10 protein-coding genes are annotated in these 12319 nt (G+C 66.5%); 3 read left to right on the forward strand and 7 right to left on the reverse strand.

From position 1 onward, the window contains the following. Window positions 1-143: 143 nt before the first annotated feature. Together ACIQIB_RS38770 and ACIQIB_RS38775 are read right to left on the reverse strand one after the other, a co-directional pair. A complete protein-coding gene (locus ACIQIB_RS38770; protein WP_400764089.1) occupies window positions 144-461 on the reverse strand; it encodes a transposase in 318 nt (105 codons plus the stop codon). 362 nt (window positions 462-823) lie between these two features. Next, window positions 824-1249, reverse strand: coding sequence for a transposase (locus ACIQIB_RS38775; protein WP_400764092.1), 426 nt, complete (start codon window positions 1247-1249; stop codon window positions 824-826). A 380-nt stretch (window positions 1250-1629) separates the two neighbouring features. On the opposite strand from ACIQIB_RS38775, the gene ACIQIB_RS38780 reads away from it, so the two are divergent. The 3 genes from ACIQIB_RS38780 (at window position 1630) to ACIQIB_RS38790 (ending at window position 3182) form a co-directional block, all read left to right on the forward strand. After that, on the forward strand, window positions 1630-2193 hold the full coding sequence (locus tag ACIQIB_RS38780; protein ID WP_400764095.1) for a DNA-binding protein: 564 nt from the start codon (window positions 1630-1632) through the stop codon (window positions 2191-2193). Between the two features lie 98 nt (window positions 2194-2291). After that, window positions 2292-2741, forward strand: coding sequence for a hypothetical protein (locus ACIQIB_RS38785; RefSeq protein WP_400764098.1), 450 nt, complete (start codon window positions 2292-2294; stop codon window positions 2739-2741). Between the two features lie 192 nt (window positions 2742-2933). Then, window positions 2934-3182, forward strand: a complete 249-nt coding sequence (locus ACIQIB_RS38790) for a hypothetical protein (RefSeq protein WP_400764100.1) — start codon at window positions 2934-2936, stop codon at window positions 3180-3182. Window positions 3183-3293: 111 nt separating this feature from the next. Here the strand turns inward: ACIQIB_RS38790 and ACIQIB_RS38795 are convergent, their stop codons facing one another. The 5 genes from ACIQIB_RS38795 to ACIQIB_RS38815 form a co-directional block, all read right to left on the reverse strand. Then, the gene (locus ACIQIB_RS38795) at window positions 3294-6662 is read right to left on the reverse strand and encodes a hypothetical protein (protein WP_400764102.1); all 3369 of its coding nucleotides are present in this window, start codon (window positions 6660-6662) and stop codon (window positions 3294-3296) included. 44 nt (window positions 6663-6706) lie between these two features. Continuing rightward, entirely contained in the window at window positions 6707-9010 is a 2304-nt protein-coding gene (locus ACIQIB_RS38800; protein WP_400764104.1) for a hypothetical protein, read from the reverse strand. A gap of 46 nt (window positions 9011-9056) precedes the next feature. Then, window positions 9057-9956: a hypothetical protein gene (locus ACIQIB_RS38805; protein WP_400764106.1), complete on the reverse strand. Its 900-nt coding sequence runs from the start codon at window positions 9954-9956 to the stop codon at window positions 9057-9059. Between the two features lie 331 nt (window positions 9957-10287). After that, entirely contained in the window at window positions 10288-10422 is a 135-nt protein-coding gene (locus tag ACIQIB_RS38810; RefSeq protein ID WP_400764108.1) for a hypothetical protein, read from the reverse strand. Window positions 10423-11029: 607 nt separating this feature from the next. Beyond that, complete coding sequence (locus ACIQIB_RS38815; RefSeq protein ID WP_400764110.1) at window positions 11030-11506, reverse strand: hypothetical protein; 477 nt, start codon at window positions 11504-11506, stop codon at window positions 11030-11032. Between the last annotated feature and the right edge of the window lie 813 nt (window positions 11507-12319).

Consider the following 12319-nt stretch of genomic DNA (forward strand, 5'->3'; position numbering starts at 1 on the left):
GGCGTCGCGGCGGGCGCGGGCGGAGGTGGTGCCGCTCTTGTGGGCGTAGTAGGTGCTGGGGTGGATGCTGCAGTCGTTCGCGGTGAGCGTCCTGCAGATCGGCTCGACTCCGCCGAAGCGGTCCCGGTGCTCGTCGATGAACGCTACGAGCGTGTGTGTGGCCGGTCGAGCCCGGCCGCGAAGAAAGACGCCGCGGCCCTGAGGATCTCGTTGGCCCGCTTGAGTTCGGCGTTCTCCCGCTTGAGCGCCTTCATCGCGGCGGATTCCTCGGTCGTGGTGCCAGGCCGGGTGCCGGCGTCGGTCTGGGCCTGGCGGACCCACTTGCGCAGGCTTTCCGGGCCAACGTCGAGCTTGGCGCCGATCGACCGGATGCACTGGTACTCGGTCTCGTACTGATCGCGGGTCTCCAGCACCAGGCGCACCGCCCGCTCCCGGACCTCACTGGGGTATGGCTTCCTCATAACGGACTCGATCCTTCCAAGAGAACGAGTCTCGGTCAAACCCGCAGCGGTTCACCTGACCCGCCAGCGCGCCGACCACATCGAGGCGAAGGTCGCCGCCGTCAACCAGCTCGACGCCCAGCTCGACCAGCTGTGGCCCGGCGGCAAGGCCGTCTTCGCCGAGCGCGACAGCGACATCGCCCTGGAGTTCCTGGACCGCTACCCGACCCCGCAGGCCGCCGCCAAACTCACCCCGGCGAAGCTGGAAGCGTGGTGCAAGCGGCGTTCCTACTCCGGCCGCCGCACCGGCAGGGAGCTGATCGAGCGCATGCGCTCCGCCCCGGCCGCCGCGACCCGCCTCGGCGAGGCCACCGTGGCGACCCTCATCCGTGTCCGCAGGCCCAGATCACGCGGAGCCAGGCGCGGGCGAGGATGCGGACGGCGTGGGGGTGTCGTTTCTGACGGGCCCGGGCGTCGTTGTAGATCTTCGCGGCCCAGTCGCTGCCGTGCCGGCTGTTGTCGGCGAACGTGGTGATGGCGGTGCGTGCCCGGCGGTTGGTGGCGACGCGGAAGGTCACCGCGCGGGATTTGCCGGAGGCCCGGGTGACCGGGACGACGCCGGTCTCCGCGATGAACTGCTCGCAGGACTCGGCGCGTTCGAGGATGGGGCCGATCTCGCCGATGATCTGTCCGAGGTTGACCTTGCCGATGCGGGGCATGGCGGCCAGCAGCGGCGCGTAGGGGTGTGTCTCGACCGCGTCGGAGATGGCCTTGTCCAGCTCGCGGATCGTGGCGCGTATGCCGCGCACCAGCTGGACCTGGACAGCCGCCCGAGGCGCTATCTACACGGCGTTGGAGCTAGTACTCGGCGCGTGCCCGCAGCAACTGTAAGCGGTCACGTGAGGTGTCTCTCTGGTGGGTGGATCGATCACTGATCAGCGGTGCCAAACGCTGATTGAAGTGACCGTGTGGGTGCCCGCAAGGTCGAGAAGCGCTCGGTGAACCAGTGCTGGGCTGTTGCCCCGCAAGACCGAGCGATGCGGTGATCAACTGTCGCCTGGTGCGCTGATGTTGTCGCGAGCACGATCGTTACTGGCAACTCACGGCCACCGCGCCGACGCCGGCCGCCTCGCATTTCGCGCTCGTTTACGATCGGTGCATGCCGTCGCCCTTTCCCACATCCCTTGCTGTGTCCGACGCAATCACCCACTACCGCCAGTTGCACGAGCTGACCGTCGACGAATTGGCCTACGTGCTCTTGATGCTCGGTCACCCGATCTCAGCCGACGCCCTCGCGGAGATGGAGCGATGTGCTCGCCCCGTGACCGTCGACGATCTCGTCGCGATCGCCTATGTGCTCGACACGACCCCCGCGGTGCTGCTGTCGCACATCCCTATCGACATGCCGGAACCCGAGGGGCCTTTCGCCACCGGGCTCCCGAGTGACGTCGACCCAACCGAGCTCCGTGCCTGGATCGAGGGGAAGACTACTCTTGACCGCGAGTCGCGGGTGCGCTGGTGGGAAGAGCGGGCTGGCCGCCTCAGGGTCCGGTCAGCACACCACGAGGAACAGCTGCAGGGGGCGTACGCAGAGCTGCGTGAACTCGGCGACCTGGCAGTCCAAGAAGCAAGCGCCCCGCCCGTGCAGCGTCTGCGGTGGCGCATCCAGGACGGCGAACACGCGCTCAGTCAGTCCGAGGTCGCCCTAGCACTGACCGAGCATCGGCTCGACAACCTTCGGGAAGGCGCCTGACGGGCGGTCCCGGTCCGCCAAAGTCACCTATACATAGGTTATTTTGACTGGCCTTCTATCTCAAACCGACTGTCCGGAACGAACGAAGGGAGATCGCCATGAGCATCACCGGGACCGCACGTAAGGCGCGGGCCAAGATCGCCGTGTCCATCGCGGCCCTGGCCGCGGGTTCACTCATACTCACCGCCTGCGGCGGAAGCAGCGACAGCGCGAGCAAGCTCGACGGTACCTACTACGTCAAGGATGTCAACGGCACGTCCGAACTCGGCCAACTGGTCGTCAAGGGCAACAGCGTCTCGCATCATGAGTACACCTGCGATGGTGTCTACGAGAAGCCGGGCGTGACCAGTACTGGCGAGTTCAACAAGGATCAGTCCCAGATCATCTGGACGGTGGCCGGAGAGGACAGCCGCAACAAGCGGACCGGCAGTGAGTCCATCTCAACCAGCGACACCTCGATCAGCATCAGCGGTAGCGTGTACGTACGTGACAACTCCGATGCCGGCAAGGCTCTGCTGGGCGGCTTCAATGCCGAGTGCCAGAAGTAGCGTCGACGTCTCACTCGGCCGGCCGGGCAGCACAGAATCCCGTGGGTATCGTGTCCACGGGGTTCTGTCTTCCCTTGGCTGATCAAGCCTCTGGCGTCTACGGTAGATCGTCTCGTTGACCACGCGCATCTCTGGCCGATTGGGGAAGCGGCCCCGGAGAGCCTGGTAGATCTGCTCCGGGCTCCAGCGGAGGTGGTCCTGGGTGAAGGCCCGCAGTTCGCCGCACGAAAGATCAAACGCAGCCCGTCCACCGTCGCGAACAGCACGGGCAGCTTCGACTGCGCCGCCGAGGTGGCAACCGCAACCGCCTTACGCAAGGCCGATCTTGATGCGTGGCACACAGAGATGGCACACCGGCTGCACGGTGTGGCCGAGCGCGAACTCGGCAAGATGATGCAGCCCCAGCTCGACTGGGAGGGGGGCGGCAAGGGTCACACCTAAGCCCTCCTTCTCCTTGCACTGTTCAAAGGAATGACGCACCCGGTGAGAACGATCATCGCGATCGTTCTCACCGGGTGCGTCATTCCTCCACGTTCGCCCTCGACCGGACGATCAGTCCTGCGGCTCCTCGCGCCGGCCCCGGCGAGGATGCCCCGTCGGCGACTGCTGCGGTTCAGGGGTCTCCACGTTCTGAGGGGACGGGTCGGCAACCCTGCGCGGACGAAGAACCGGAGCCTGCCGCAGTGAGGGGTTCGGTGCAGGAGCCGGAGGCTGCTGAGCCTGAGCCTGCGGGGCGGGCGTCTGGCGCGGCGTCGTCGTCGGCGTCGAGGCCTGGATCGAACCCGGCTGATGCGCTGCCTGCGCCTGAACCGCAGTCCGCGCACCAGGGGCGGCCGGAGTCTGCCCCGAAGCCGGAGCGGCCACGGGACGAGGATCCGACGTGTCAGCTCCCAGCTGCTTCGGGGCGGGGGTGCCCTGAGCGGGGCGCTTCGGACGCGTGCTCGAGGCGACCGGCTGCCCGGAAGCAGGAGCCGGGGCAGGCGCAGCGTCGCCGCTGAAGCGCTGCGGTGCAGCCGACTGGTTGCTGCCCTGCTGGCTCTGCGCACCCTGGGAACCCGTGCCGAAGTGCGTCGGGCCCTTCTGACTGGCGACAGCCTTTCGGTCTCCGCTGGTCGGAACAGAGTCGGCGCTACCCGCACCGCTCTGGCCCTGAGCACCACGGCGAGAGCTCGACGAATCCGTGGACGAGGCCAGAACCTCACCGGGGATGACCTTGTTGCCGTCCGAGGTGTACCCGAGGTTCGACAGGCCTCCCTGGCTGCTCAGCCCCTGCGCCGTCCGCTTGTCCGAGCGCGAGCTGCCCGCTCCACCACTCGCCAGCTGCAGCGGACCACCCTTGTCGGCGTGTTCGTCGCGACCGGGCGTGTCCAGAACACCGGCGGGACCGATGCCGCCCGGCAGAGCCTTGACGCCGTCACTGCCGCTGCCGGAGCCACCACCACCAGGACCACCATCCAGCGCCGGGCTGTCCGGGCCATCCTGCTCGCCACCCCCGAGGGTCAGCTGCTGGCTACCGGACGTCAACTCCATGGCGTCACCGTTCGTGCCGCCGGCGTTCGTCGACGCCGTCTTGCCCCTGGGCTTGCCCGTGCTCGGGGACGCCGGACCGCTGGTCTTGGTGTTGAACCCGTTGGCGAGCTTGTTGCCCATGGCCATACCCGCGCCAGCCCCCGTACCCGCGGCCAGAGCGGGCATCAGCCCGCCCTTGTCCGCCTTCGGCGTGGTGTTCGTCTCGAGGAACTTGTCCACGAGCTTGGTGACCACCTCGTCCATCGCCTGCAGCACAGTCTTGCGAACCCGTAGCAGAGCGAAGGTGATGCCCATGATCACCAGCGAGGAGATCAGGGTCAGGATCACCACGATGATCCCGCCGAGCGCAGCGCTGCCCCACAAGCCGCCCGGGCTCATGAAACTCGACACGGGTCCAGCCATGATGTCCGGGACCGAGATCAGGAACTCCGAGACGAACTGGTAGATGAACAGCGTGATGAGGACCTCCAGGATCAGCGCCATGGAGTAGACGATCACTTTGGCGATCGCCTGCAGCGCGCCCAGCGTCGCGAACGGCACCGCGGCCACCAAGCCGAAGATCCGCTTGACCGAGCCAGCCAGCATGCCGATGGCGTACCAGAAGCCGAGCAGGACGATGGAGCCCAGGACCGTGATCGCGTTGCTCCAGTACATGAACTTCGCCGGCCCCGTACCCACCTGGCTGACGGCCATGTGGTTCTCGCGGGTGAACCCGCTCGTGGCATTGTTCGACGAGTACATGGTCAGCGAACTGGGGCTGAACCCGGTGTTGAGGTAGTTGTACGCCGTCAGCGGGGACAGATTGCACGAGGAGGGCATCTTGCCCACCGTAAAGCCACAGCCTCCCTTCGTCCCCGTCGTCGTAAAGACCGTCGAGTCCTTACCAGGACGAGAGGAAGTCAGGCCCGTGCCGTCGGTCGAAATCACCGGGTGATCGACCGGCTTCGGCCCCTTCTCCTCACCGAACCCCTCCACGTCGCCGTAACTGCTCTTGTCGACAAACCAGCTCTTCTTGACATCCGAGCTCTCGTCCAGCTGCGTGATCGAGCTCTTGATCCCCGACTCGAAGTCGGAGGCCGCTACCTCGCCGCTGGCGATGTACTTGCCGATGATCCCGAAGGTCGAAAACACCGCCTTGAAGTCGTCCGTGGCACTGCCGCCGGTGACGGAGACCGTGCCGTCCTTCCATGCCGACTCGGCGTCGTTGGCCTTCGTTCCGATATTGATGCCGTTGAACGTCGCCCCGTGGGACTGCTTGTTGATCGCCAGCGCACTCGTGCGCACCGACATCATCGCGTCCGGGCTCGCCTGGTCGCCGTTCCAGGAAACAGTGGCCTGGTCCGGGATCCCCAGACGGTCGTTCATCATCCACGCCTCGAAGTCGACGTAGGTGCTCAGCACGACGCGCGTCGGGCCAGCGTGTTGACCAAGAACAGAGTCGTCGAACTTTCCGAGCACACTGGAGTACATCGACCCGACGAGCGGCAGGCCGACGCCGATGAAGACGACGCGCACGATGAGCTTCTTGATCGCCGAGCCCCGGTCCATCTTCTTGAACATGACCAGGCCGATGAACAGGACGCCGATGAAGATCGGCACGAGCGCCTGCCACGAGATATCGACGAGCAGGCCGTACCAGCCGCTGATCCAGTGCTGCAGACCCGAGAGCGCGCCGCCTCCGGTGTCACCTCCGGTCATACCCTCGGCAAGAGTCGGATTGACCGCCGCGACCGCGCTGTAGAACCACATGAAGGGGTTGATGAGCTTCAGGAACTGGATGATGACGTAGAACAGCGTGCCGACCGCCAGCGCCAGGGCGTAGAGGATCCAGATGATCGACCCTCCGATCACGCTCACGATCTGGCCGCCGATGCCCGAGGACATCGTGTCAAGGCCAAGGTCGTTGTTAGCCGCCCCGAAGTGCGCGTAGTCGAGCATGCCCGAGTACTTCGGGTTGCCCTTGTCATCCTTCGCGGCCAGGGTGTCGTAAGTAACGGTCTGCGAGGACCCCGACACCTCGGCGAAGAACCAGCCCACGATGTTTCCCAGGCTGAACTCCGGGTCGGCGTAGCCGAGGATGGAACCGCCCGAGGCCGGGCTGGACGTGACCGGCTTCCAGTTCTCGTGCATGCCCTTGTCGTTCTGCGGCGAGTTCTTCTCGCTGAAGTACGAGCTCGCGTTCGAGGCCAGCTGGTAGAGGCTGTAGTTGGCGCGCTCCTTCTTGTCGTCCGCGGACGCCGGCGGAGAGGTCGCCATCATGAAGACCGGCACGAGCAGCGCCGCCAGGAGCACGAGGGCGAGCCCGCGCGCGAGCCTGCCGGGGCGGGCTACACCACCGCCGTGGCTGGCCCAGGCACGCAGCCTCGCCACCGTCGTGATCGTCCCGTTCATCGTCTCTCCTCTCCTCCTCGCCCTCGTATCAGTGCTGACCCCGCTCATGCCTTGACCAGCTTCGTCGGCCTGGGCCTCTCTGCTGGTCGCCTTGCGCCGTTCTCAGGCTGCTGCAGGCTCTTGCCGTCGTTGCGCTTGCTCGCGTCGCCCTCGCCCGCGTCAGCCTCACCGTCGCCGCCCTCGCTGTGCTTCCGGATGCTGGTGAGGTTCGCGCCCGGGGCAGGCTTGTCGTGCATGATCGCGTCCATCCGCGCAGCCTCTTCGGCCCTGGCCGCCTCCAGACGGACCCGCCTGCGCTGGGCCTCGCGGTAGGGGTTGATCCCCAGTGCCAAATCGAGGTGGAAGACCACGTTGGAGACGCCCCGGCGCAAGTACGTGAGGTTCTCGCCCTTGGTCGTGATGAGCTGGGCGAGATCCGGCGGGATCCGTTGGTGCAGCTGCTTCTGGTACTCCGCCACCGTCCCGTCGCGCATCGGGCCGAAGAGTGTGTAGTCCGCGGCGTCGAACTTGTTGAAGTCGCTGTCGGCGAGCATCTTGTCGACGTCGTTGTAGCTGTAGGCCACTCGGCCGCCACGCTCGTGCATGTGGTCGAACTGGTCCTGGATGTACTTCTTCACCCGGTCGTCGATGTGCTCGGTGCCGTGGATGATCACCGTGTCGCCGGGCCCCAGCTTGCCGACGGCGAAGCCGACGATGTTCACCAGCTGTGCCATCGCCACGCCCTTGCCGCGGCGCATGAGCCGTGAGAAGTCGTAGACCACACGTCGGGAGTCCCGGACCCCGTCCACAGTCGAGGCCGTGTGGTTGTTGAAGAGGTCGCCGTTCGTGCTCAGCATCGCGTTGGCGATGCCCTTGAGTACGTTGTACGCCCGCAGCTGGTCCGCGTCGGTCCTGCTGGAGTTCAGCAGTGCCTTGTGCGCGGTCGCCAGGTAAGAGACGAACATCTGAAGACGCGGCACCTGGGCGTGCGGGATGTTCACCACACGCAGGCGGTGCCGCTGCTCTTTGGCGTTGTGCCGCCACATACCCTGCTCGATGTAGAAGTCCGTGGCGGTGTCTTCGAGGGCACTGCGGATGATCGATCCGACGGCACCATCGGTGGTCTCGTAGAGCTGCTCGAACATCAGCTTGAGCTTCTCCATCTGGGCGGAGAAGACCGTCAGTTCGTCCTCCTCCTCGCCGAACATCTCGAACATGTTCACATCGCCCTGGTTCAGGTCCACGCGCGAGGTGAGCCGTTCGAACTTCGGGCCGAGCTTGTCGAGGTTCGCTCCGTCAAGGACGAGGTGGACGACCTGGCCGTTGTTCAGCAACGTGGCCTGCGAGATCTTCGAGCACCACATGTTGGCCACTCGCTGGCGGTCGAGATACTCGCTGAGCGTGGCGTCGGCGACGATCACGTGGTGCTCGTAGGCGTCGACGTCCATGAGCACGGCGCTGTTGTTGACGTCGCCGACCATGTAGCCGACGTACTCGCCGCCCTTGTCGTTGAGGCCGTTGGTCACCAGCGAGTACGAGCCGGCCAGCTCGGTCGAGGTGAAGTGGAAGCCCTTGCCCTTCTTCTTCTCGTTGTTCTTCCACAGGCCCGAGAGCTCCTGGCGCTGCTCGCCGGCATAGGGCGCAGCCTTCAGCGTGCCGAAGCGGTCGATGTACAGGCGCGTGACCCGGTCGACCGTGTCGTCCAGGGTCGCCAGGTCGGGGGCTTTGAGGAAGAGCCGGTTGTGCACCGAGAGATAGCTCGCGCCGTCCTGGAGCTCCCCGATCGTTACCGCGAGGTCACCGGAGATCTTCGCAGCCTTGCGCTTGGAGGAGGTCGTGCCCGTCTCCTCCTGCTCGCTGGCATCGAGTCGTTCCAGCCTCTCCGACTGCTTCGTATACGAATCGATCCACTTGTCGTCCATCCGCTTGACCTGCTCGAGCACGATAGCGGTGACCCGCTCGTCCAGGCCGTCCGGGATCCGGTCGATGCCCCAGAAGGCGGCGAAGTTGTCGTGCGCGGCGTCGTCGTGGAAGTACGACAGGATGCAGGCGACCGAGCCGTCGACCTCGAAGTAGTCGGAACGGAAGAGGTACTTCTCCTTCGGCTTCAGCGCGAGCAGATGCGGATAGGCGTCGAACGTGCCCTGGAGGTGCTTCACCTCCCGGCGGCGCTGCCACCAGTTCTTCTTCGGCTCCCCAGAGGCCTCATCGGCCACGCCGTCGGCTGCCTCAGTGCCCCGCACGCCCTCAACCTCGGCAGCGCCGTCCGCGCGCGGGTCATCGACCACGGACTCCGCGGTGTCATACGTCCCGTCAGGCTTCTCCCTCGGCATGCCGAGCTGTGCCCGGACCTTCGTCATCAGCGTCATGGTGTCCTTCGTTCGTTCCTGGTCGTGTCGGTCGTCCTGACGCTGATCAGTTCAGCGACACCTTGAGACTGGGCAGTTCGTCGTCGATGCCCTGGTAGAAGACCCGCAGCATCGGCTCGGCCTCCTCGCGGTCGAGCCTCGCGGCTTCCTTGATCATGAAAGTGGAGCCGCCGACCTCGGCCTGGAGGACCTGGTGCCCCTTGCGCAGTGCATCGGCGTTCTTGCCCTTGAGCAGCAGGTACTGGTGGATCGAGGGGAACTTCCCGCCCACGTGCTGCGTGAGGATGTCGTACTGCTCGTTCTGCAGCTCGATCAGGTCGGGGTCACGGACCTCCAGCGCCTGGTTGCGCCGCTCCAGGTTCGCCACCTGGTGGTAGACCCGCTGCGGCTCCTTCGTCGTGATGAAGCTGTGCTCGCAGGTCGTCTCGACCTTGCGCCAAAAGGAGTCGACCCGGTCGAGGATCCCGATCCGGTCCTCGTCGAAGAGCAGATAGCTCGCCGAGCCGACGACCAGGTAGACCCGACCTTCGCCGCCGTCGGAGAAGTGGATCAGCCCGTCCTCGTCGATCCCGTCGATGCCGACGATCGAGTAGAAGTCCGTCGGGTTCGAGCTACGACGGGCGAGGACGTGCCGGGCTTTGAGAGGCAGATACGCCAGGAAGGCCGGCACCCGCATGATGCGCAGCTCCTTCGTCTCCATCAGCCCACCGAAATAGGCGATCGCTGCCAGTCCCCAGAGGACGAAGAACGTGATGGCGACTGGGCCCGAGCTCGCGACGAACGTCGACGTGCTGGACCACAGCAGAGCGAGGATGCCGCCGCCGAAGAAGAGCAGCTGCTTGATCGGGGAGGGCTTCGCCGCCCAACCTCCCTTGCTCAGTGTGATCTCGTGGTCGAGGAAGCTCCTGTTCAGCGAACTCGGCACCTTGTAGGACAGTTTCGCCATGAACCTCTCATCTCCCCCTGCGATCGCAATGACCATTGATTGACCTATCCAAAAGACCTCATATGCGAGGTGTATGGATGGCATCCTATCTTAGAGAGGTCATTCGAATCGAGAGTGAAAGGATCCCGAGTGGCGACATGTGGCGAGTTGGACTGGCGGGCCATAGTCGTCGGATGGCTGACAGACCAGTCGCGCCGCGGGAGCTGAGGTGCTCAGCCCACCGCTACCGCCTCGAAGCGCGGAACGTCGTCGCCCAGGTCGAGCATGGCCAGCGCATCGGCTTAGCCCTCCCGGTGGAGGATCTCCCGACGGACCGGCATCGTGTGCGACATCAGCGATGGGGGTTGAGCGCCCACAGGCGTTCCGGGAAGAGCGCGTCTCGCTGGGGCGGGGTGAGGGTGCCGGTCGCGGGGTCGAGGTGACCCCATGTGCCGTGCTCGCCGCGCCCGCACAGCATGAGGGTCACGGTCGCTCCGGGGGGGGGCGAGTGTAGTTCGGTCAACCTCGTGGTACAGGCCCCTGCCCACGGTGTTGGAGCTGCCCTGCCCGTGTTCCCGTCCCGTCTCCGCACGGACCTGGCCGTCGACAAGGAGGTATCGATCCTCGGGGTATCCGCCCGCGAGGATCCGGGATTCGAAGGGCCACGGGTGCGAGTGCGGGAGAGGGTCGTCCGTCCCTCGAATACCTGCGTCAACCTGGACACCGCGAACCAGGCCCTCGGCTTGGGCCGCACGACGGCTACGCACTCGCCCGCAGCGGGAAGTACCCCGTGCCGCTGATCCGCGCGGGCCGGGCGTACCGCGTGTCCACGATCGAGGTCGCCAAGCTCCTGGGCCTCACCGCGCCCGACCAGGTCGAGGTTCCCTCTCGCCTGCGGGCGGGAACCTCACTGGCGGCCTGAACCGGAGGGCCTTGCCCTGCGGCGTACTCTCCGCCGCGCGCCCACCCACGTCGTTGGGGGTGGACGCGTTGTCGGTGTCGTTCCTCCGGCGGAGGGGTGGGAGGTTCCCGGTTGGCGGGCGCGCCGTCCTTCGGCTGAGCCCCTGTTCCGAGGATCGCGTACGGGGTGGCGATCACCGACTGCCGGGAGAGGCGAAGCCGGGTTCGGGATTCGGTTCGGTGAACGCCAGCAGGGGGTTGGTGACCGCCTCGCGCCAGCGTCCGCGGTGGCCTTCGGCGCGCAGGCGGAAGTACACGGTCTCGCGGCGCTCGTCGTCGGCCGTGCCGAAGGGCCCGCCGATGTTGTGGGCGAGCAGGTAGTGCGCGAGGACCAGGCTCCCGGCCGGGCCGGTCACCTGAAGTGGGGCGGGCGGCTCCACGGGCGGGTACGGGGCGCCGTCGCGCAGCGCGTCGGCGCCGTGCTCACGGAGCCAGGCGGCGGTGCGCAGGTGGCTGCCGGGCCAGACCCACAGGTTGCCGCGGTCGGCCTGCCGTTGGTCGGTGAGCAGCAGGCCGGCCAGGAGGGTGAACGTCCCTGGGCGGCCGTCGTCCTCGGTGGGGGTAAGGCCGTCGATGTGCGGGGCGCCGGGGTGGTGTGGGTGCGGCGGCAAGGTGAAGGCCAGCTGCGCGACCTCGGGTGCCGGAAGGCCGAGCCCGGCACGCAGGACCGGCTGGACGGCGTCGGTGATCCCGCTGATCTGGTAGAGGTCGCGCAGCTCGGCGTCCTGAGCCGACCGCCGCCGGGGCTGAGGTTGGCGCTTCAGCGGCGGTCAGCTCAGGGGCCTGCGGAGTGGCTCCCGTGCCCCCGCTTGGGCTGGCCAGCGCCCGGTTGCGGCCCTCAACGGTGGCAGGCAGCCGCAGCACCGGCCAGAGTTCCTGCTCCAGTTCGAACAGCAGCCGGCGCGCTTCCGGAGCGTCCGACTCGGACAGCACGCCGAGCTCCCACAGGCTCAAGGTGTCCACCCCACCGGCCAGTGCCGTCCGGGCGGCCTCCACCGCCGCGGAGACCGTCCCCGGATAACCGCCCAGGTCACGCTCCAGCAGCACCCGGCGCAGCGGTTCCAGGGCCTCGTCCTCCTCCATGGCGCGAGCCTAGCCAACCACTCCAGCCCGGAGCGACGCGTTTTGATCCAGCGGCGGCCGGTGCACCCCGCCAGCACGCCATCGCCGTACGCCCGTGCGGCGACCTCCGCCACCGCATCCGCCGCCACCAGTCAAGATCAGGTGGCAGGAACCCGCCGGTGGTCAAGATCGAATGGCAAACGGTCAAGATCGCCTGTCAGAGGTCATTGGTGACGCGGGGATGACGCTGCCCGTGACGCACCCGGCGGTGTCCTGTGACAGTCGATCTTCCTCTTTGTCACTGAATCTTGCTCAAGCTCGGCTTGTTGCCACTACGGTGTACTCGATTGGGGACGAGGTGG

This window comes from Kitasatospora sp. NPDC092286 (assembly GCF_044755565.1).
GTDB lineage: Bacteria > Actinomycetota > Actinomycetes > Streptomycetales > Streptomycetaceae > Kitasatospora.